This is a genomic window from Nocardiopsis sp. N85 (assembly GCF_028882275.1).
In the GTDB taxonomy this organism is placed as follows: domain Bacteria; phylum Actinomycetota; class Actinomycetes; order Streptosporangiales; family Streptosporangiaceae; genus Nocardiopsis; species Nocardiopsis lambiniae.
The window spans coordinates 136,970-156,654 of record NZ_JARBUT010000001.1 but is presented as its reverse complement, the minus strand read 5'-3'; the positions used below and the strand labels follow the sequence as shown (position 1 = coordinate 156,654).

Here is a 19,685-nt window from a genome sequence, read left to right as displayed (position 1 = left end):
CCGGCGTCGGGTCAGGGCCGCCGGTGGCGCGACACGGTGGGAGGGGTGTTACTCCTCCTTGGCCCAGCCGATGTTCTCGTAGACGTAGTCGCCGGCGAGGCCGTACTCACCCCAGTTGTGGAGGTCGTCCTTGAGGACGTACTGGCCGGGACGCTCGAACATGGGGATGGTCAGGACCTCTTCCCAGATGGCGGCGTCGATCTGGTTGGCCAGCTCGGCGTAGCGGTCGGGGTCGGTCTCCTGGCCCATCTCCTCGAAGAGGTCGTTGATCTCCTGGGTGGAGTGGAAGCTGAGGTTGTTGCCCCAGTCCTCGCCGTCCTCGTCGTACGGGCCGCCGAAGTTGCCGGCGCTGTCGCTGGCGTACGGGTTGGAACCGGTCAGGACGAACGCGGCCAGCTCGTAGTTGCCCGGCACGATGTAGTCGGAGAACAGGGCGTTGCCCGGAACGTTCTGGACGTCGACCTCGATGCCGATCTCCGCGAGCATCTCGCGGGTGATGTCGGCCTCGTCCTTGGCCAGCTGCATGTCCTCGGAGGCCACGTAGCTGATGGTCAGGGTCTCACCGTCGGCGTTGGTGCGGAACTGCTCGCCGTCCTCCAGGGTCCAGCCGGCCTCGTCGAGGAGCTCCCCGGCCCGCTCCGGGTTGTACTCGCCCAGTTCGCCGCTGTTGTCCTGGTAACCGTGCTGGCTGGAGCGCAGGAGGCGGTTGACCTCACCGGTGATCGGCCAGTCGACGGGGCTCAGGGCCACGTTGGCGATCTTGTCGCGGTCGATGCCCATGGCCAGGGCGTGACGGACGTTCTTGTCCGACAGGAGCTCGCTGCCGGCGTTCACCGAGATGAAACGGTGGCCGTGGTTGACGGCGCGGGTGAAGTAGGCGCCGTCCTTGCCCTGGAGCAGGTCGTAGCCGGCCGAGTCGTAGCCCAGGTAGAAGCCGTCGACCTCGTTGTTGTTGAAGGCCGTGGCCTGACCGTCGATGGCGACGTTCACGAAGACGATCTCGTCCAGCAGGGCCTTGTCACCCCACCAGTCGTCGTTGCGGGTGACGATGATGCGCTGGGTGACCTCGTCGAACTCGGGGTTCGCGAACGGACCGGCGGTGACGAACTCCTCACCGGCGGTGTAGCCCTCCTCGAAGAGCTCCTCGTCCTCCATGTACTCCTTGGGGTACACGATGTCGAAGAGGGCGGGCCAGTCGGCGTAGGGCTGCGAGAACTCCAGGGTGAAGGAGAACTCGTCGTCGCCCTGGACGACCTCGTCGATGTACTTGTAGCCCTCGTCGGAGCCGACCTGGAAGTCGCCCTCGGTCTCCCCCTTGGAGGTGAGGACCCGGGCCTCGTAGTCCTCCCAGGTGACGGGCTCGCCGTCGGACCACACGGCGTCGGGGTTGAGCTCGAAGGTGACCTCAAGGCCGTCCTCGCTCACGCCGTAGTCGAGCACGAACTCCTTGCGCGGCTCGTAGGAGCCGTCGGGCTGGAAGCGCGTGATCGAGGGCATCATGGCGGCCATGACGCGGCGCACGTCAGCCTTGTTGCCCTGGATGTGGACCATGTTGTACTGCTCTTCGTACTCGCTGAGGGCCCAGACGAACCGGCCGCCCTCCTGGAGATCCTCGCGCGCCGCGGGGTTGAGGTCGGTGGCCTCCAGGGAGGCGTTCTCCTCCTTGGCCTCCTCGGTGGACCTTCCGTCGTCGTTGCTGCACGCGCTGGCCATGACGACCAGTGCGGCGACGGGGGCGAGGTAACGCGCCTTCCCGATTCGCATGGGGATTCCTCCTATGGGGATGAGATGACCGGCGCGCGGGGCGGCACCGGTCCGTGCCGTATCGGACCGTCGAGGGATCAGAGGACCCTCTGCCGCTCCGCGAAGTGGCAGGCGGCCGCCTGGTCGCCACCGTTGGTGGCGTCGAGCGACGGTTCGACGCTCATGCACCGCTCCTGTTCGGGTTCGGAGAGGGTGATGAACTTCTGGCACCTGGTCCGGAACCTGCAACCCGACGGTGGGTTGGCGGGACTGGGCAGGTCGCCGTCCAAGACGATGTGCGTGCGGGCGCGCTCCCTCTCCGGGTCGGGGATGGGGATCGCGGACAGCAGCGCCTGGGTGTAGGGATGGGCGGGCTTGGTGTAGACCGATTCGGTGTCGCCGATCTCGACGATCCGCCCCAGGTACATGACGGCCACGCGGTCGGCGATGTGCCGGACCACGGAGAGGTCGTGTGCCACGAACAGGTACGAGAGGCCGAGCCGGGCCTGGAGCTCCTCCAGGAGGTTGACCACGCCCGCCTGGATGGACACGTCCAGGGCGGACACCGGCTCGTCGAGCACCAGCAGCTTGGGTTCCAGGGCCAGGGCGCGGGCGATGCCGATGCGCTGGCGCTGACCGCCGGAGAACTCCGAGGGGAACCGGGTGGCGTGCTCGGGGTTGAGGCCGACCAGCTCGATGAGCTCGTAGACGCGACGGGTGGTGTCGGCCTGGGAGAACCGGTGGGTGCGCAGGGGCTCGGCGATGATGTCGAAGACCGGCATGCGCGGGTCCAGCGAGCTCATCGGGTCCTGGAAGACGATCTGCATGTCCCGGCGCAGCGCGAACCGGTCGGTCTTGCCCAGGCTTGCGGTGTCGTGGCCCATGACGGTGATGCTGCCGGCCTGCGGCCGCTCCAGCCCCATGATCTCCATGAGGGTGGTGGACTTGCCGCAGCCGGACTCGCCGACCAGGGCCAGGGTCTCGCCCTCACGGATGTCGAAGTCGATCCCGTCGACCGCGTAGACGGTGCCGACGCGCCGCTTGAACACCGCGCCCTTGGTGAGCGGGTGGTGCTTGGTCAGCCCCTCCACCCGCAGCATCTCGGCACGGTCCTCCCGGCGCACGTCGGCGACGGGCACCTCGGGGATGTCCGGGACGGGGTAGATGTCCTGGGCGGTCCATCCCCGGTCGGCGATCTCACCGGAGCGGATGCAGGCCACCCGCTGGACACCGGTGTCGCGAACCCCGGTCGCGGAGGTGTCGTCGGTGTGCCCGTGGACCTCCTCGATCGTTTCCGCGGAGGGCTGCCCGCCCACCGGGAGCAGGTCGGGTTCGGCCAGCGAGCATTCGGGCCTCACGATGGGGCAGCGGGGCGCGAACGGGCACCCGGGCGGCAGGTCGCTCAGCGAGGGCGGGGTGCCCTTGATGGGGACGAGCGCGCCCTGGCGCTCCAGGTCCATGCGGGGAACGGCGCCGAGCAGGCCCATGGTGTAGGGCATGCGACTGCCGTAGTAGATCTCGTCGACGCCGCCCATCTCGACGGGACGGCCCGCGTACATGACCAGGACCCGGTCGACGAACCCGGCGACGACGCCGAGGTCGTGGGTGATCATGACGATCGCCGCGCCGGTCTCCTCGCGGGCGGTGCGCAGCAGGTCGAGGATCTGCGCCTGGATGGTGACGTCGAGGGCCGTGGTCGGCTCGTCGCAGATGATGACGTCGGGGTCGTTGGCCATGGCCATCGCGATCATGACGCGCTGGCGCATGCCGCCGGAGAACTCGTGCGGGAACGACCGGTAGCGGCCCTCGGGGTTGGGGATGCCCACCAGGTCCAACAGGTGGACGGCGCGCTTGCGGGCCTGCTCCTTGGGGAGCCTGGGGTTGTGCACCAGGACGGCCTCGGCCAGCTGGTCGCCCACGGTGTAGACCGGGGTGAGGCCGGACAGCGGGTCCTGGAAGACCATGGAGATGACCTTGCCGCGGCGGGCGGCCATGGCGCGGTCGTCCAGTCCGAGGATCTCCTCGCCGTGCAGCTTGACCGAGCCGGTGATGACGGCGTGGTCGGGCAGCAGGCCCATGGCGGCCATGGAGGAGACGGACTTGCCGGAACCGGACTCGCCGACGATGCCCAGCACCTCGCCGCGACGGACGGAGTAACCGACACCGCGCACGGCGTGCACGTCCGGGTTGCCGTTGAGGCCGCGGAAGGTGACGGTGAGGTCGGTGACCTCCAGGACGGGGGTCTCGTCTCCCGGCCGGACCTCGGTCGTCTCGGCGGTTTCGATGGTCTCTACGCTCATGTGCTCTTCCCCCCTAGGACCGGCGCGACTTGGACTGCGGGTCGAGGGCGTCGCGCAGCCCGTCCCCGATCATGTTCACGGCGAGCACCAGGATCACCAGGAGCAGCGTGGGGAACAGGAACATCCACCACGCGGTGGTGGCGAAGCGGGATCCGTCCGCGATGACCACACCGAGGCTGATGTCCGGCGCCTGGACACCGAGGCCGAAGTAGCTCAGCGAGGTCTCGCCGATGATCGCGGTGCTGACCGCGATGGTGGCGTCCGCGATGAGCAGGGACGACATGTTGGGCAGGATGTGGCGCAGGATGATCTTGTGCGACGGGACGCCCATGAACCTCGCGGCGTGGATGTACTCGCGTTCGCGCAGCGAGATGGTCATGCCGCGGATCATCTTGGAGGTGACCATCCAGCTGAACCCCGCCAGCAGGATGACCAGGACGAACCAGCCGCCGTCGCCGCCGAAGTGCTTGGAGAGGATGGCCAGGACGACGAAGCTGGGCAGCACCAGCGCGAGGTCGGCGATCCACATCAGGGCGCGGTCGGGGATGCCGCTGAAGTAGCCGGCGAAGGAGCCGACCAGGGCGGCGATCGCGGTGGACATGAGCGCCACCAGCAGACCGATGAGCAGCGACTTCTGTAGACCGGCGGAGGCCTGGGTGAAGATGTCCTGGCCGGTGGCGTTGGTGCCCATCCAGTGCTCGGGTGAGGGAGGCGACTTCAGGGCGAGGTAGTCGCGTTCACCGATGTCCCAACCGGTGAGGAGCGGACCGATGAAGGCGAAGAGCAGCAGCAGCGCGATCATGGACAGGCCGACGATGACCCGGGGGGTGCCCACGAGCTGCCGGACGATGTCCTTGACCCGGCTGGGGGTCGGCGGCACGGTCGGGACCCCGGCCGTGGTCTTCGGGCTCGTTTCGGTGGTGCTCATGACGGGTTCTCCTGCCGGGCGGCCGTCGGGGCGAACGGTCGGATGAGGGTGTGCGCGCTCGCGCGGGGTCGTGTCACGGTCACACCCGCACCCTCGGGTCGAGCCAGGCGTAGAGGATGTCCGAGAGGAAGGAGGCGATCATGATCGTCACCGCCATGAAGCAGGAGACGGCCGCGACGACATGGACGTCCTGCTGGGAGATGGAGTCGATCAGCCAGGCGCCCATCCCGTGCCAGCCGTAGATCTTCTCGGTGAAGGTCGCACCCGCCACCATCAGGCCGAAGGTGAAGGTGAAGTAGGTGATGGTGGGGATCAGCGCGGTGCGCAGGGCGTGCTTGAGCAGCGCCTTGCGGCGGGTGAGCCCCTTGGCCATGGCGGTGCGCACGAAGTCGGCGCCCAGCACGTCGAGCATCATGTTGCGCTGGTAGCGGGCGAAGGCGGCGAAGAGCGCCACGGCGAGCACGAAGGTGGGCAGGATCGCGTGGTGCAGTCGGTTGAGCAGGAGCTCCCACCACTCTCCCCTGAAGCCCGCGGAGTACTCGCCGGAGAACAGGAAGAGCTGGAAGCCGAGCGCCCCGTTGATCGCGGTGGCGCCGATCTGGACGCTGAGCGCGATCACCACGGTGGGGATGGCCAGCACGACGAACGAGGCGACGGTGGCGGCCTTGTCGAATCTGCGGTACTGGCGCACGGCGGCGTAGGCGCCGATGGCGATGCCCAGGAAACTGCCCAGGATGGTGGCGACGGTGATGAGTCGGAGTGTGACGCCGGCCTTCAGCCAGACCTGGTCGGTGACGTCACGTCCCTGGATGGTCTGTCCGAAGTCGCCCTGGACGACCCCGGTCAGCCAGGTGACGTAGCGCTGCGCCAGGGGCGTCTGGTCGTTCAGGTTGAGCGCGTCGAGCTGTGCGTTGACCGCCTCGGGGGTGGGTGGCGGCTGCATCTGCTCGAAGTATCCGCGCGGGTACAGGTTGGTGGCGGCGAGCAGGTAGGCGAAACTCGTCGCCAGGAAGATCAGCACGACGTAGTTCAACAGTCGCCTGACCAGGAACTTGCCCAAAACTCTCTCCGAACCTCACAGCCGAGACCGGCGCGGTGGTCTGCTGACGGGGGTGCTTTTGCACCAGGAGCACTGGTGATGCACGGTTCGAAGACTCGATGGCTTGTGGCCCGTTGAGCGTCCATGATCCCGCGACCACCGGTGGGGGTCACTCCCGGTGACTGGTGAAACACTGTTGCGTCCGATTCACGGTCAGTGACCGGAATGTCAAGAGTCTGGGCCATCGCTAGACACTTGACGGTAACCAGTACATCAAGAAAAGACAACAGAGCCGCTTTCACCGACAAAAAGCTAGCGATTTGTCAATCTTTTCACACAAAGCAATGAAATAGTTACACACGGCCAGAAAAGTCGCTTTGAACTGCATGAATGCCACCCTGGAGACGCTCCTCGGGTCATCAGTGTTTACGTGAAACACGACAAAACGGGCAAACTCAACACCGAAAGGCCGTGCACCGCGACAGGTCGAAAACCCGGCTCCACCGCCGCCGAGGTCCGCGCGCTCCCGATGCCCCCGGAAGGACGGAACGGGGCCGATCGGGCCTCACCAACGGGCGTCACTCCACGTGATGGGAGTTAACCGGGCCCAACGAGGCTCATCGAGTCGCCCTCAACCCGCTCGGCGGCCGGCCCCTCGTGCAGAGGGCCCGCTATCGGTCCCGCCACCCTCACCCGGGGCACCAGCGGAGCGACCGTGCGCGACCGCACCATCCCCCACCAGACCCCCGCCCCTCGGGCCGCGTCACCGGCGATGCCCAGCGCGGTCCAGGTCAACGGATCGACCGGCGCGGTGCCGCGCGAGGTCCGCCACGACGTCAGGTGCGGCACCACCAGGGCGGACGCCACGGCCGCCACGGCCACGACCCGACCGCGACGGACCCGGCGCCCCCGGCCCAGGTCCCGGGCGATCCCGGCGGAGCCCGCCGCGACGGCCGCCACGGCCGGCGGCCACCACGCGCCCCGCAGGGCCGAGGAGATCACCCCGGCCTCGCGCACCAGACTCCGTCCCACCGCCGGGGCGGTACGGGACGGAGGCGCGGCCAGGGTGGCCACGGAGGCCCCGCCTCCGACGGCGACGCAGGTCAGTGCCGACAGGGGCCGGCCGGCCACGAGCAGGGCCAGGGCCGCGGCCCCGATCCGGGACAGCTCGGGTCCGGCCGCACGGGCACCGCGCCGACGGGCCAGGGCCGCGCCCCGAACGCCGATCTCGGCGCAGGACCGCAGGTAACCGCCGAGGTCGTCGAGGGGGCGGGCCAGGATCCGGGCCCGGGGTTCGTAGCGCACCGAAGCACCCCGATCGACCAGGCCCCACAGCAGTTCGAGTTCGGCGGCCACCCCGAGGGAGGGGTCGGGCCGGAGCTCTCCCACCGCGTCGCGGCGCAGGACCAGGGAGGTGGCGGGGCGCAAGGGATCGCCGAGGGCGGCCCCGGCCGGCCGGGCGCGATCGGGGGTGGTGTGCCCCCACGGCAGTACGGGGGCGGGGTCGGGCCCGCGATCGGGGACGACCCGAGCGGCGGCGACGGCGGCGACGGCCGTGGCCCCCGCACCGGCGGGCACCGAGCGATCGACGAGGACGCGAGGAAGGACCGCGGCCACCCCGGGGTCCGCGAAGTGTCCGACGCAGGCCTCCAGCCAGCCGGGCATCGGCACCTGGCCGGCGTCGATCAGGGCGACGAGGTCGGCGTCGGAGACGGTGAGGGCCAGGGCGCGGGCCGCGGCTCCGCCCACGGGCCCCGGCAGCACACGGGCCCCGTGCGCGCGGGCGGCCCGGGCGGCGGGTCCCGTCGCGCCGACGACGATCGGCTCCAGTCCCGGGTGGAGTCGTTCGAGCCGGTCCAGGGTGGCGATCAGACCACCGGCCGCGCCCCGGTCGATCACGACCACGTCGACGGTGAGATCGGGGCGCACCCCGATCGGACGCGGGTGGGCCAGTCCGGCCCGGACCAGGGCGTCGGCCGTCGCGGCCTCGTCGAGGTCGCGTGTCGGGGCCCCGCTCACCCACCGGATGACACCGCTGACCTGTCGCGATGTGAGACGGAACGAGCGGATCGGGTCCCCACCGACGAGGACGTGCCCTTCGTCGGCGAGGCGCACGGCGCGGTCGAGTCGAACGCCGAGGCCGGAGGTCAGGGGGGAGCGGGAGGCCATGCCCCATACCCTGGCGGGTCGGCCCCCGCGTACGCAAGACCCCGACGAACAGCGAAAGCCGTAACTCCGTTACCGCATTGTTATGCAGCCTCGTACGCCCCACCAGTCACGGAACCCCGCCCTTGACCGGTGTCATACCCTGACCGAACACCCCCTTTATCCAGGTCAAGCGGGGTTATTCTGACCCGACCAGGTCGGCCGGGTTTCCGGAAAGGCACGGAGCGTATGCTATGCGCCAATACGCCCTTCAGTGTCGTGGGGCACATTCGACATCGGACACGACCATCCATCCCGGCCCGCTCCCGCACCTCGCCCGTCGCCGCCCTCGACCCGCGCGCCTCGCCGCACGGCACCGCATCCCTCCCTGTCCCAGGGGGCTTCGACCTGTGTGTCCACCACGCGCCGTGACCCGCCAGCCGGGCACGGACGCACCGAGGGCCAGGCGCTCCTCAGCCCTGCCCGCCGCGAACACACCGGGGAGTGAATCCGCACATGTGTGAGACCGCAGCAGCACCCCACGATCCCCTCGTCCCCGTCGGCGTGCGCGGCGCGTCCTCGCCGGAGCGCCCCGCGACCGTCCCGTCCTCTCCTCTGCACAGTCCGGTCGATCCCATGGAAGAGCACAGCACCAGACCCGCCAAGCGTCGCTTCCCCGGCCTGCCGGGCCAGATCGCCTACGCACGCCGATTCGTCGCCCGCCACCTGGGCGACTGTCCCGATCCCACCACCGCCACGCTGTTGACCAGCGAACTGGCGACCAACGCCATCACGCACAGCGCCTCGGGCCGGGAGACCGGCAAGTTCGAGGTGTGCGTACACCGGGCTCCGGGGTGGGCCCGGGTGGAGGTGCGCGACCTGGGCAACCTGAAGGAGACGCCTCGACCGCAGCACCGGGACCCCTACGACACGGCCGAGCACGGCCGGGGCCTGGATCTGGTCGAGGCGCTCGCCGACAAGTGGGGCAGCGAGGCCCGACAGGACGGAATGGGCCGCCAGGTGTGGTTCGAACTGACGTGGGAGGAGCCCGACCGGTGACCTCGCCGGTCACTCCGAGGTCGGCGCGGTGACGTCCTCCTCCCTCTCGGGGCCGGACGGCTCCGGCAACCGGTAGCGCTCGTAGAGCAGACGCGCGTAGTCCTTGGCCTCCTGAGAGGGTTCCGCGCCCAATTCCTCGCGCACGAGATCGTCGAGACTCTTCTTCTGTGTTTCCGTCATGTGTCGCAGCCTGCCCGTAGTGCGCCGATGACACAAATCAACGCTCCGCTCACAGGCCGCCACCCTGCTTCGCCCGACCCGGACACGACGAAGGGGCATCCCGCGCCGAAGCGCGGAACGCCCCTCTCCTCAAGGGATCCCCCGTCTCCCGGGGGCCCCGTCAGCCGACCGTCTCCTCGGTGCGCTCTCGGGCGGCCGCCACCTTGGCGGCGCGCGCCGACCGGCGCAGTTCCTCACGGGACGCCCGGCGGGCCGCCCGGCGCTGCTTGCCCCACTCCACCAGCTGGTAGAGGACGGGGACCAGGATCAGCGTGAGAATGGTCGAGGTCACCAGACCACCGATCACCACCAGTGCCAGCGGGGCGGAGATGAAGGCGCCGCCACCGGTGACGCCCAGGGCCATCGGGGTCAGTGCGGCCACGGTGGCCAGCGCCGTCATGAGGATCGGGCGCAGACGGTGACGGGCACCCTCCACGATCGCCTCCCTGAGCGGCATCCCCCGATTCTGGTTCTGGTTGATCAGGTCCATCAGCACGATGGCGTTGGTGATGACCACGCCGATGAGCATCAGCATGCCGACCAGGCCGGCGATGCCCAGCGGAGTGCCGGTGACGAGGAGCAGCGCCAGCGAACCGGTGATCGCGAACGGGATCGAGATGAGCAGCATGAGCGGCTGGAGCAGGCTCTTGAAGGTCGCGACCATGATCAGGTAGCAGATGACCACGGCGGCCACCATGGCCAGCATCATCGAGGCGAAGCCCTCGCTCTGGTCCTGGCTGACGCCGCCCAGGGTCGCGGTGGCGCCCTGGGGCAGGTCGAGCGAGTCGAGCGTGGTCATGATCTCGGCGCTGACCGCGCCCAGGTCGGAGGCGGTGACGGCGGCCTCCACGGTCGTGGCGGTGATGCCGTCGATGCGGGTGAGCTGCGGCGGCTGCTCCACCTCCACCACGTCGGCCACCTCGGAGAGCTCCACCGGCCCGGCGACCGGGGACATGACGACCAGTTCCTCCAGCTCCTCGACGCCGGTCGGGGAGTCGACGGCGCGGACCACGACGTCGCGACGGGCGTCGTCGAGGGTGACGGTGCCGGTCCGCTGGCCGTTGAAGGCCGCGCTCACCTGGCCGCCGATCGCGGACTCGGTCAGTCCCAGCTCGGCGGCCTTCTCACCGTCGACGCGGACCTCCATGGCGGGCTGGGAGATCGTGACGCCGTTGACGACGTCGGCGGTGCCGTCGATCGCCCCCAGTTCGTCCGCCACCATCGCCGCGGCCTCGGCCAGGACCTCCTGGTCGTCCGCGGTGACCTGGACCTCGATGCCCGAGCCCGCCCCCATGGCGCCCATGGCGCCCATCGTCGGCTCGTGCTCGGTGTCGATGTCGGCCAGGGAGTCGCGCAGCACCTCGCGGTTGCGCTCCTGGTCGGTGTCGGGATCGGCGGTGATCGTGTAGTCGATCTGGGCGGTGCCGGTGCCGCCGAACGGACCGGCCATGGCGTTGCCGCCGACGTTGGTCTGGTAGGACTCCACCCAGGCGAACCCGGCGAGCAGTTCCTCGACCTTGGCGGCCTCGGTGTCGGCGTCCTCCAGCGAGGTGCCCGGGGGCAGTTCCTGGACGAGGGCGTAGGTGTTCTCCTCCGACTGGCCCATCCAGTCGGTCTCCAGCTGGCCGGCCATGAGGACCGTGCCGCCGAAGATGAGGGCGGAGGCGGCCAGGGTGATGACGGTGGCCTGCTTGCGCTTGGTGGTGATCCACCGGATGACCGGCATGTAGGCGCGCTGGAGCGGGCTGCGCAGCTCGCGCTCGTTCTCCTCGTGCTCGATCTCCTCCTGGGTGGCGTCGCCGATGTCGCGCGGCTTGAGGAACCAGTAGCACAGCACCGGGATGATCGTGATCGACACGATGAGCGACGCGAGCAGGGCGAGGGTGGCGGTGACCGCGAACGGCATGAACATCTCGCCGACCAGTCCGCCGACGAAGGCCAGCGGCAGGAACACCGCGACGGTGGCGAGGGTGGAGGAGACGACCGCGCCCGCGACCTCGCGGACACCGGTCTTGACGGCCTCCATCTTCTCCTTGCCGTAGTCCAGGTGCCTGCGGATGTTCTCCAGGACCACGATGGAGTCGTCGACGACGCGCCCGATGGAGATCGTGATGGCCGCGAGGGTGAGCATGTTCAGGGTGAAGCCGAACACCTGCATGCCCAGGAAGGCGATCAGCACCGACACCGGGATGGAGACCGCGGTGACCAGGGTGGAGCGGATCGACAGCAGGAAGACGAGGATGACGATCACCGCGGCGAGCAGACCCATGCCGCCCTCTTCGAGCATCGCGACGATGGACTCGTTGATGTAGGGCGCCTGGTCGAAGACCACGCTGATGTCGATGTCGTCGCCGAGGACCTCGGCCTGCTCGTCCAGCACCCGCTGGACCCCCTCGGAGACCTCGACGGTGTTGCCGTCGGGGGTCTTGAGGATCATCACGCCGATGCTCGGGTCGCCGTTGACGCGGGCCAGGGTGGTGGCGTCGTCCCGGACCAGCTCGATGTCGGCGACCTCGGAGAGGCGGACCGGCTCGGGCTCGGCGGCCGGAGGCGCGCCGGGCATCGCCGAGGAGGCGCCCGCCTCCGGTGCGGCCGGGCGGATCCAGATGTCCTCGACCTGCTCGACGGAGGTGAACTGCTCGCCCGTGGTGACGCCGAGGGTGCGGCCGTCGGTGTCGATGTCGCCGCCGGGCATGAGCTGACCGCTGCCCTGGAGCGCCTCGGTGATGTTCTGGGCGGTGACGCCCGCCTCGACCATCTCCTCGGTGTCCGGGGTGATGATCAGGTCGGAGGAGACCGCGCCGGTCATCATCGCCGAGCGGACGCCGTCGATGGACTCCAGTTCGGGGATGAGGTGGGTCTCCAGCGGCTCGACCATGGCCTGGTCGTCGCCGTCCTTGGCGCCCGCGGCGAGCATGACGACCGGCATCATGTCGGTGCTGAAGGACATGACGCTGGTGTCCACGCCCTCCGGCAGCATGCCGGAGACCTGGTCGACCGCGATCTGGGTCTGGCGGACCAGGTCGTCCTGGTCGGCCCCGTAGTCGAACTCGACGGTGACCTGCGCGACGCCGTTGCTGGAGGTCGAGTTGACGCTCACGGCCCCCGCGACGCCCTGGACCGCCTGCTCCAGCGGCTCGGTGACCTGGTTCTCCACCACCTGTGGAGAGGCCCCCTGGTAGGTGCCGGTGACCATCACCATCGGCAGGGACATCTGGGGGAAGAGCTCGCGCTTGGCCGCGCCGGCGGCGAGCACTCCGAAGAAGAGCACGGCCAGGGTGATGAGCAGTACCAACGCCCGGTTCTTGAGTGACATGACCGCGAGGCGGTTCATCCGGTCACCCCTTCCAGGCGGGAGGGACCCGATCGGGGGGTCCTGAGGGCCGATCTGGACATGAGAGGTTCTCGCTCCTACTCGCTGCGGGTCACGGGGCCGGTCGGCGCCGTGCCCGGGGCACGGCCGCGTCGTCGTCGCCGATGGGCGGACCGGTCCTCGAAAGGTGGGGTGGGGATACGTTTCTCATCCGTGCGGAGTCCCTCTCGCGCGGGACGGTCCCGTCCCGCGCCGGGTGCTCCGTCGTGTGCGGGGCACCGTATCCGCCGGGCGCACACCAACCATACGTCGCGTTATATCTGGACATCCCGTTCCCACGAGGGCTTCAGGGGCCTTTCAGGGACGCGTCAGTCTTCTGTCAGGGTCCACCCCTGACCAAAGTCGGGGACACCCGACAGAAGTCGGAGACCGCCCGCGCCGCGAGGGGTGCGCGTCGATCACCGCCGCCCGTGACGTGCGCCACGGCGGCACCTCCCGATCGTCCGCGCGACGGAGGGAACGAGGGGGGACGGGAGGGACCGGGGTCAACCCACGCGACGCTCCGGCTCGTCCCGCGCCCCGCCCTCGGCCGTGGCGTGGGGGCGGCCCGTGCCCCAGACCACGCGCAGCAGGTCCTCCAGGGCGTGGGAGAGAGAGGCGTCCACGAGTTCGTAGGCGACCCGACGGCCGTGGGCCTGGGTGCGCACCAGGCCGCAATCGCGCAGGCAGGCCAGGTGGTTGGAGACGTTCTGACGGGTGAGACCGAGGTGATCGGCCAGGTCGGCGGGGTAGCCGGGGCCGTCGAGGAGGGCGAGGAGCAGGCGGCAGCGGGTCGGATCGGACAGGGCGCGACCGAGCCGGTGGATGGCGGAGAGACGCTGCTCGGAGGTCAACATGAAAACCATTGTACATAGTTTGCTGTATAGACAGTTCAGACTGTATAAACAGTGGTGACTGAACCATCACGTCATCACCACGGAGGAGGGGTCCATGGGTGCCGGACACGGGCATGGACACGGGCACGTCGGCACCGCCGGCTCCGCCCATCGAGGTCGGCTCGCGCTCGTCCTGGCGCTCATGCTCGCCGTCGCCGCCGTCCAGGTCGCGGGCGCGATGTCCAGCGGCAGTCTCGCCCTGCTCGCCGACGCCGGGCACACCGTCACCGACTCCTTCGGCGTGGCCCTGGCCCTGGCCGCCGTGTGGATCGCCGCACGCCCCGCCCGGGGGCGCAGCACCTTCGGCCACCAACGGGCCGAGATCCTCGCCGCCGCCGTCAACGCCCTGGTGCTGTTCGTCCTGTGCGGGTTCATCGTCGTGGAGGCGGTCGACCGGTTGCGCTCCCCCACCGAGGTGTCCGGGCCGGGCATGGTCGTGGTCGCCGCCATCGGTCTGGCCGCCAACATCGTCGGTGCGCTGATCCTGCGGGCCGGCGCCCGGGAGAGCCTCAACGTCAAGGGCGCCTACCTGGAGGTCGTGAGCGACGCGCTGGCGTCGGTCGGCGTCATCATCGGCGGACTCATCGTCTGGACGACCGGATGGAGTCGGGCCGACACCCTCGTCTCCCTCCTCATCGCCGCGATCATCGTGCCCCGGGCCTGGTCACTGCTGCGCGAGGCGATCCACATCCTGCTGGAGTCCGCGCCGCGCGGCATGGACCTGGCCGAGGTCCGCCGCCACCTGCTCGAACACCCGGCCGTGGTCGACGTCCACGACCTGCACGTGTGGACCATCACCTCCGGGGTGCCGGTGATGTCGGCGCACGTGGTCGTCCCCGAGGAACGGCTCCTCGACGGCGGGCGCACCCTGGACGAACTGCACACCTGCCTGGCCGGGCACTTCGACGTCGAACACTCCACCCTCCAGCTGGAGCCGCCCGGCCACGCCGACCACGAGGGCGCCCGACACGCCTGAACCCCCGGGACGACGACACGTCCCGCCTCCGGCCCCGTGCCCCGGCTCGTACCGGTCCATACCTGCTGGCACAATCGTTCGGGTTGAGCGAAGACGACCCGCGCGAAGTGACGGAATGACGACCATGATGCGAACCCTGGCACGGGCCACGGGCCGTGTGTCCCGGCTCTTATCCGAGCTGGGCTCGGCCCGGAGGGCGCTGTTCCCGCGCCGTCACCGCCACAGCTTCAACAGCGATCCCGTCCAGCATCGGAAGAACGTCTGGAGCAAACCGGCCCGGGCCTTCGTCCTGATCTTCTTCGTCGTGGACCTGATCGGCACCGGTCTGCTCATGACCCCGGCGGCCTCCGAGAAGGAGAACCTGACCTTCGTCGAGGCACTGTTCACCGCGACCTCGGCCCTGGCGGTGTGCGGGCTGGCCGTCATCGACATCGGCGACCGGCTGACCCCCTTCGGCGACGTGATCGTGCTCGTGCTCATCCAGGCGGGCGGGCTCGGGATCATGACCCTGGCCTCGCTGATGGGCGTGGCGATCATCCACCGTTTCAGCCTGCGCATGGAACTCAACGTGCAGGCGGAGAACCGCGCCCTGGCGGTGGGACAGGTCAGGGGCATCGCCACCCGGGTGCTGAAGGTCAGCCTGATCATCGAGGGCGTCATCCTCGCCCTGATCTTCCCGCGCATGTGGCTGGCCTACGACATGTCCTTGTGGGAGGCGTTCTACTCGGGCGTCTTCCACGCCGTCTCGGCCTTCAACAACGCCGGCCTGTCCCTGTACGGGGACAGCCTGACGCGCTTCTCCGGTGACGCCTTCATCCTCTTCCCCGTCGCGGCGGCGGTGATCCTCGGCGGCATCGGCTTCCCCGTCCTCATCGAACTGCGCCGCTCTTTCCGGACCCCGCACGCCTGGAGCCTCCACACCAAGATCACCATCGCCACGAGCGGTGCCCTGTTCCTCGTCACCATCGTGCTGGTGATCATCATGGAGTGGAACAACCCCCTCACCCTGGGGCGTCTGGACTGGTGGGCCCGCATCACCGACGGCGTCTTCCACGGCGTGATGCCGCGCAGCGGGGGGTTCAACGTGGTGGACATCGGCTCCATGAACGATTCGACCCTGCTGCTCACCGTCATGATGATGTTCGCCGGCAACGGGAGCGCCGGAACCTCGGGCGGGATCAAGGTGGCGACGCTGGCCGTCCTCTTCCTGGTGGTGTGGTCGGAGATCAGGGCGCACGACCGGGTGCACGTCTTCGGTCGCCGACTGGCCCCGGAGGTCATCCGGCAGGCGCTGAGCCTGACGTTCCTGTCGATGACGGTCGTGGCGATCAGTACCGTGATCCTGTTGCACACCACCCCCTTCACCTTCATGGAGACCCTCTTCGAAGTCGTCTCGGCCGTCGGAGTGGTCGGGCTCTCCACGGGGATCACCCCCGACATGGAACCCTGGTCCCAGCTCTTCCTCACCTTCCTCATGGCCGCGGGCCGGATCGGCCCGGTCACGTTCGCGACCGCGATCGCCTTCCGTGAGCGCAAACGCCGCTACGACTTCGCCGAAGCCCGGCCGATCATCGGCTGATCTCTCTAGGAGCTCCGACATGCCGCAACAGAACAAACTGAAGGACAAACGGATCCTCGTGATCGGGCTGGGACGCTTCGGCAGTTCCCTCGCCCTGGAACTGGTCAACCACGACTGGGAGGTGTTGGGCATGGACTCCAACCCCCGCCTGGTGCAGTCCTACTCCGAGGCCCTCACCCACACCGTGATCGCCGACGCCACCGACGACGAGGCGCTGCGCCAAGTGGGCGCGGCCCAGTTCCAGAGGGCCGTGGTGGCCATCGGCACCCACCTGGAGGAGAGCATCCTCGCCACCTCCCAGCTCGTCGACCTGGGCGTGCCCGACATCTGGGCCAAGGCGATCAGCAGGCGTCACGGGCGCATCCTCGAACAGGTGGGGGCCCACCACGTCGTCCTGCCCGAGCACGACATGGGTGAGCGGGTGGCCCACCTGGTGTCGGGGCGGATGCTCGACTACGTGGAGTTGGAGGAGGGGTTCTCCCTCGGCAAGACCAAGGCGCCCAAGGAACTCCTCGGCCGGCCGTTGCGCGAGACCAAGGTGCGCCAGAAGTACGGGATCACGGTGGTCTCGGTGAAACGGATCAACTCGCCGTTCACCTACGCGACGGAGGAGACCGTGCTACAGAAGGGCGACGTGATCGTCGTCGCGGGCCGGACCGAGGACGTGGAGCTCTTCGCCGAGGTCGTCTGATCCCGACGGAGGCCGGTACGAGATACCGGACACAACGGTCAAATTGACAACCGTTTTCATTTTCCCGATCATGGTCCCATGCGAACCGGAACGATCCTGCGAACCGCCGCGCTCGGCGCGGTGGCACTGATGACGGCCACCGCCTGCGGCGGTGGCGAGGGAGGAGGGGCCGCCGAGACGGGCGGCCCCGCTCCGGCCGACCCCGAGCTGACCCTGGTCACCGGCGTCTACCCCCTGGAATGGCTGGCCCGGGAGATCGGCGGCGACCGGGTGGCGGTCGTCCAGCTGACCGAGCCCGGCATGGAACCCCACGATCTGGAGCTGACCGCGCGCCAGATCGGCGAGATCACCGAGGCCGACGTCGCGTTCTACGTGTCCGGGTTGCAGCCGGCGGTGGACGAGGCCGTGACCCAGGAGGCGTCGGACAAGGCACTGGACGTCGCCGACGTCGTCGAGCTGCACGCGGCCGGCGAGGACGGCCACGACCACGAGGACGAAGAGGACCACGGCCACGAGGACGACCACGCGCACGAGGGCGACGACCACGGCCACGAGGACGAGGCCGAGGCCGAGGAGGACCACGAGGACGAGGGCGACGGGCACGAGCACGGCGACTTCGACCCGCACTTCTGGCTCGACGTGGACCTCATGGCCCAGGTCGCCGACGCCCTGAGCGCGCGTCTGGGTGAGCTGCACCCCGAGGGCGCCGACGAGTACACCGCGAACGCCGAGGCCGTGAGCGCCGAGCTCGCGACGATCGGCGGGGAGTACGAGGAGGGTCTGGCCTCCTGCGAGCACCGCGAGGTCGTCGTGGGGCACACCGCCTTCTCGTACCTGACGGAGCGGTACGACCTGGAGCAGATGGGGGTCAGCGGGGTGGACCCCGACACCGAGCCCTCTCCCGCCCAGATCGCGAAGATCGCCGACTTCGTCGAAGAGCACGACGTCAACACGATCTTCACCGAGCCGCTCATGCCCCGGGCGACCGCGGAGACCATCGCCGCCGAGACCGGCGCCGAGGTGGAGGTGCTCGACCCGCTGGAGGGCGTCACCGACGATTCCCCCGGAGACGACTACCCGTCGATCATGCGCGGGAACCTGGAAGCGCTGAGGACCGCCCTGGTCTGCTCCTGACCCTGAGCCCGTACGGCCCCGCCGGAATGCGAACCCTCGCCCGGCGGGGCCTTCGCGTGTGCGGAACCGGTCCGGGTCGGGTGGCGGGCGGGCGGGCCGGTACGGGCGGGCCGCGGTGGGACACGCCGCCCGTGAAGAGCCTTCTCCTATCACGTGGGACTCGGGATGGTGAACTCCCGGACAAGTGGCGAGTGTCACGCTATGCTTGTGAACGTGTCAGTGCTTATGCACGTGCATCTGGCAGTGCAGTCGCACGGCACCTCCCCTCAAGGAACTCCGAAGGAGAACGTCCACATGACCGCGTACAACGGCATCAGCGCGTCCGACCTCACCGAGGCCGCCTGGCAGAAGGCCCAGCGCAGCAACTCGCAGGGTGCCTGTGTGGAGCTGGCCCGCCTGAACGACGGATCGATCGCCGTCCGCAACTCCCGTTTCCCGGCCGGCCCCGCCCTGGTCTACACCCAGGAGGAGATCGACTGCCTCATCCTGGGCGCCAAGGACGGGGACTTCGACAACCTGTTGAGCTGAGGAGGCTCCCGTCGGGGCCGACCGGCCCCGGGAGCGCAGGTGGGGGGTCACGCCACCACGAGGTGGGACCCCCCGCACACGCGCCGACCCGTATCGCCCGAGTCCGTTCCACGCGAGTTCGCACGAGCACGGTCCGTGTCCTCGACGGATCGGCGCGGGAACGACGAAGGACCCCGTCGGGGGACGGGGTCCTTCGTCATGGGGGCGGTCAGACGGGGGTGACGGGCCCGTCGCCGGAAACGGAGAAGTCCTCCAGGATGCCCTTGAGCATCTCCAGAGTCTGGTCGGGGGTGGCCGCCGATACGCTCAGCCGGGTCATCGCCTTGGTGTAGGCCTCCACCACGGACCGCTTGTCGTTGAGCTCACCGTCGTGTAAGCGCTCCAGGTACACCATGTCCGCGAGCTCGTAGTCGGAGTAGCGCAGCAACGTGAAGGAACCGGCCTCGGCCGCGTGCGCGCCCACCGCGAAGGGGATGATCTGGATGGTGATGTTGTCCTTCTCCGTGCTCAGCCGGATCAGGTGCTCGATCTGACGGCGCATGACGCCCAGACCGGTGGTGGTCGCGCCGATGGGGCGGCGGACCGCGGCCTCGTCCAGGATCACCCACATGCGCATGTTGTCGTCGGTCTCGACGCGCTTCTGTCTCTTCAGACGCGCCTCCAGGCGCTGCTCCGCGACCGTGTCGGCCTCGACGCCGCCGAAGATGATCTCGCGGGCGTACTCCTCGGTCTGGAGCAGACCCGGGATGAACTGCGACTCGTAGATACGGATCTGGTCGGCGGCCTCCTCGAACCCGATGTAATGGGTGAGCCACTTGTGCAGGGAGTCGCCGTACTCCTTCCACCATCCGGGCTTGTTGGATTCCTTCGCGACTTCGAGCATTTCCTTGATCGTGCGGCGGTCGGCGCCGTACAACTTCAGGAGGTCCTCGATATCGCGGAGCTTGAAACCGACCCGGCCGAGTTCCATCCGACTGATCTTCGACGCGGAAGCACGAATCCTGCTCCCCGCGTCCTCTCGACTGATACCGCGCTGTTCGCGTCGGCTGCGCAGTTCGTGGCCGAGCAGCATGCGACGCACGGTGGGGCCACTCCC

General features: G+C 69.1%; 15 protein-coding genes. 6 read left to right on the top strand and 9 right to left on the bottom strand.

All coding sequences use genetic code 11. From position 1 onward, the window contains the following. Window positions 1–48: 48 nt before the first annotated feature. The 5 genes from PWG71_RS00670 to PWG71_RS00650 form a co-directional block, all read right to left on the bottom strand. A complete protein-coding gene (locus PWG71_RS00670; protein ID WP_274807470.1) occupies window positions 49–1,764 on the bottom strand; it encodes an ABC transporter family substrate-binding protein in 1,716 nt (571 codons plus the stop codon). Window positions 1,765–1,841: 77 nt separating this feature from the next. Next, window positions 1,842–4,043, bottom strand: coding sequence for a dipeptide ABC transporter ATP-binding protein (locus PWG71_RS00665; RefSeq protein WP_274807469.1), 2,202 nt, complete (start codon window positions 4,041–4,043; stop codon window positions 1,842–1,844). Window positions 4,044–4,056: 13 nt separating this feature from the next. Then, complete coding sequence (locus PWG71_RS00660; protein WP_274807468.1) at window positions 4,057–4,971, bottom strand: ABC transporter permease; 915 nt, start codon at window positions 4,969–4,971, stop codon at window positions 4,057–4,059. Between the two features lie 79 nt (window positions 4,972–5,050). Further along, window positions 5,051–6,031 carry an ABC transporter permease gene (locus tag PWG71_RS00655; protein WP_274807467.1) on the bottom strand — a complete coding sequence of 327 codons (981 nt, stop codon included), beginning with the start codon at window positions 6,029–6,031 and terminating at the stop codon, window positions 5,051–5,053. Window positions 6,032–6,607: 576 nt separating this feature from the next. Continuing rightward, entirely contained in the window at window positions 6,608–8,179 is a 1,572-nt protein-coding gene (locus PWG71_RS00650; RefSeq protein WP_274807466.1) for a glycosyltransferase, read from the bottom strand. Between the two features lie 612 nt (window positions 8,180–8,791). Here PWG71_RS00650 and PWG71_RS00645 point away from each other — a divergent pair. After that, window positions 8,792–9,214: an ATP-binding protein gene (locus tag PWG71_RS00645; RefSeq protein WP_274807465.1), complete on the top strand. Its 423-nt coding sequence runs from the start codon at window positions 8,792–8,794 to the stop codon at window positions 9,212–9,214. 9 nt (window positions 9,215–9,223) lie between these two features. On the opposite strand, the gene PWG71_RS00640 is transcribed toward PWG71_RS00645, so the two are convergent. The 3 genes from PWG71_RS00640 to cmtR form a co-directional block, all read right to left on the bottom strand. Continuing rightward, complete coding sequence (locus PWG71_RS00640) at window positions 9,224–9,394, bottom strand: hypothetical protein (protein ID WP_274807464.1); 171 nt, start codon at window positions 9,392–9,394, stop codon at window positions 9,224–9,226. A 160-nt stretch (window positions 9,395–9,554) separates the two neighbouring features. Further along, a complete protein-coding gene (locus tag PWG71_RS00635; protein WP_274807463.1) occupies window positions 9,555–12,767 on the bottom strand; it encodes an efflux RND transporter permease subunit in 3,213 nt (1,070 codons plus the stop codon). A gap of 524 nt (window positions 12,768–13,291) precedes the next feature. Beyond that, complete coding sequence (gene cmtR, locus PWG71_RS00630) at window positions 13,292–13,642, bottom strand: Cd(II)/Pb(II)-sensing metalloregulatory transcriptional regulator CmtR (RefSeq protein WP_274807462.1); 351 nt, start codon at window positions 13,640–13,642, stop codon at window positions 13,292–13,294. Window positions 13,643–13,736: 94 nt separating this feature from the next. Here cmtR and PWG71_RS00625 point away from each other — a divergent pair, with 94 nt between their 5' ends. The 5 genes from PWG71_RS00625 to PWG71_RS00605 all read left to right on the top strand — a co-directional run bounded on the left by PWG71_RS00625 (window position 13,737) and on the right by PWG71_RS00605 (window position 18,589). Next, a complete protein-coding gene (locus PWG71_RS00625) occupies window positions 13,737–14,657 on the top strand; it encodes a cation diffusion facilitator family transporter (protein ID WP_274807461.1) in 921 nt (306 codons plus the stop codon). A gap of 124 nt (window positions 14,658–14,781) precedes the next feature. Continuing rightward, window positions 14,782–16,236: a TrkH family potassium uptake protein gene (locus PWG71_RS00620; RefSeq protein WP_274807460.1), complete on the top strand. Its 1,455-nt coding sequence runs from the start codon at window positions 14,782–14,784 to the stop codon at window positions 16,234–16,236. A gap of 19 nt (window positions 16,237–16,255) precedes the next feature. After that, on the top strand, window positions 16,256–16,927 hold the full coding sequence (locus PWG71_RS00615; protein ID WP_274807459.1) for a potassium channel family protein: 672 nt from the start codon (window positions 16,256–16,258) through the stop codon (window positions 16,925–16,927). A gap of 78 nt (window positions 16,928–17,005) precedes the next feature. Beyond that, window positions 17,006–18,061 (top strand): metal ABC transporter substrate-binding protein, encoded by a 1,056-nt coding sequence (locus tag PWG71_RS00610; protein WP_274807458.1) that lies wholly within the window; start codon window positions 17,006–17,008, stop codon window positions 18,059–18,061. Window positions 18,062–18,355: 294 nt separating this feature from the next. Then, complete coding sequence (locus PWG71_RS00605; RefSeq protein WP_274807457.1) at window positions 18,356–18,589, top strand: DUF397 domain-containing protein; 234 nt, start codon at window positions 18,356–18,358, stop codon at window positions 18,587–18,589. Between the two features lie 208 nt (window positions 18,590–18,797). On the opposite strand, the gene PWG71_RS00600 is transcribed toward PWG71_RS00605, so the two are convergent. After that, window positions 18,798–19,661: a helix-turn-helix domain-containing protein gene (locus PWG71_RS00600; protein WP_274808095.1), complete on the bottom strand. Its 864-nt coding sequence runs from the start codon at window positions 19,659–19,661 to the stop codon at window positions 18,798–18,800. Window positions 19,662–19,685: the final 24 nt, after the last annotated feature.

Bases quoted from the DNA above. Each gene is read 5' to 3' on its own strand.
- PWG71_RS00670 (WP_274807470.1), bottom strand. From the start codon at position 1,764: ATGCGAATCGGGAAGGCGCGTTACCTCGCCCCCGTCGCCGCACTGGTC.
- PWG71_RS00665 (WP_274807469.1), bottom strand. From the start codon at position 4,043: ATGAGCGTAGAGACCATCGAAACCGCCGAGACGACCGAGGTCCGGCCG.
- PWG71_RS00660 (WP_274807468.1), bottom strand. From the start codon at position 4,971: ATGAGCACCACCGAAACGAGCCCGAAGACCACGGCCGGGGTCCCGACC.
- PWG71_RS00650 (WP_274807466.1), bottom strand. From the start codon at position 8,179: ATGGCCTCCCGCTCCCCCCTGACCTCCGGCCTCGGCGTTCGACTCGAC.
- PWG71_RS00645 (WP_274807465.1), top strand. From the start codon at position 8,792: ATGGAAGAGCACAGCACCAGACCCGCCAAGCGTCGCTTCCCCGGCCTG.
- PWG71_RS00640 (WP_274807464.1), bottom strand. From the start codon at position 9,394: ATGACGGAAACACAGAAGAAGAGTCTCGACGATCTCGTGCGCGAGGAA.
- PWG71_RS00635 (WP_274807463.1), bottom strand. From the start codon at position 12,767: ATGAACCGCCTCGCGGTCATGTCACTCAAGAACCGGGCGTTGGTACTG.
- cmtR (WP_274807462.1), bottom strand. From the start codon at position 13,642: ATGTTGACCTCCGAGCAGCGTCTCTCCGCCATCCACCGGCTCGGTCGC.
- PWG71_RS00625 (WP_274807461.1), top strand. From the start codon at position 13,737: ATGGGTGCCGGACACGGGCATGGACACGGGCACGTCGGCACCGCCGGC.
- PWG71_RS00620 (WP_274807460.1), top strand. From the start codon at position 14,782: ATGATGCGAACCCTGGCACGGGCCACGGGCCGTGTGTCCCGGCTCTTA.
- PWG71_RS00615 (WP_274807459.1), top strand. From the start codon at position 16,256: ATGCCGCAACAGAACAAACTGAAGGACAAACGGATCCTCGTGATCGGG.
- PWG71_RS00610 (WP_274807458.1), top strand. From the start codon at position 17,006: ATGCGAACCGGAACGATCCTGCGAACCGCCGCGCTCGGCGCGGTGGCA.
- PWG71_RS00605 (WP_274807457.1), top strand. From the start codon at position 18,356: ATGACCGCGTACAACGGCATCAGCGCGTCCGACCTCACCGAGGCCGCC.
- PWG71_RS00600 (WP_274808095.1), bottom strand. From the start codon at position 19,661: ATGCTGCTCGGCCACGAACTGCGCAGCCGACGCGAACAGCGCGGTATC.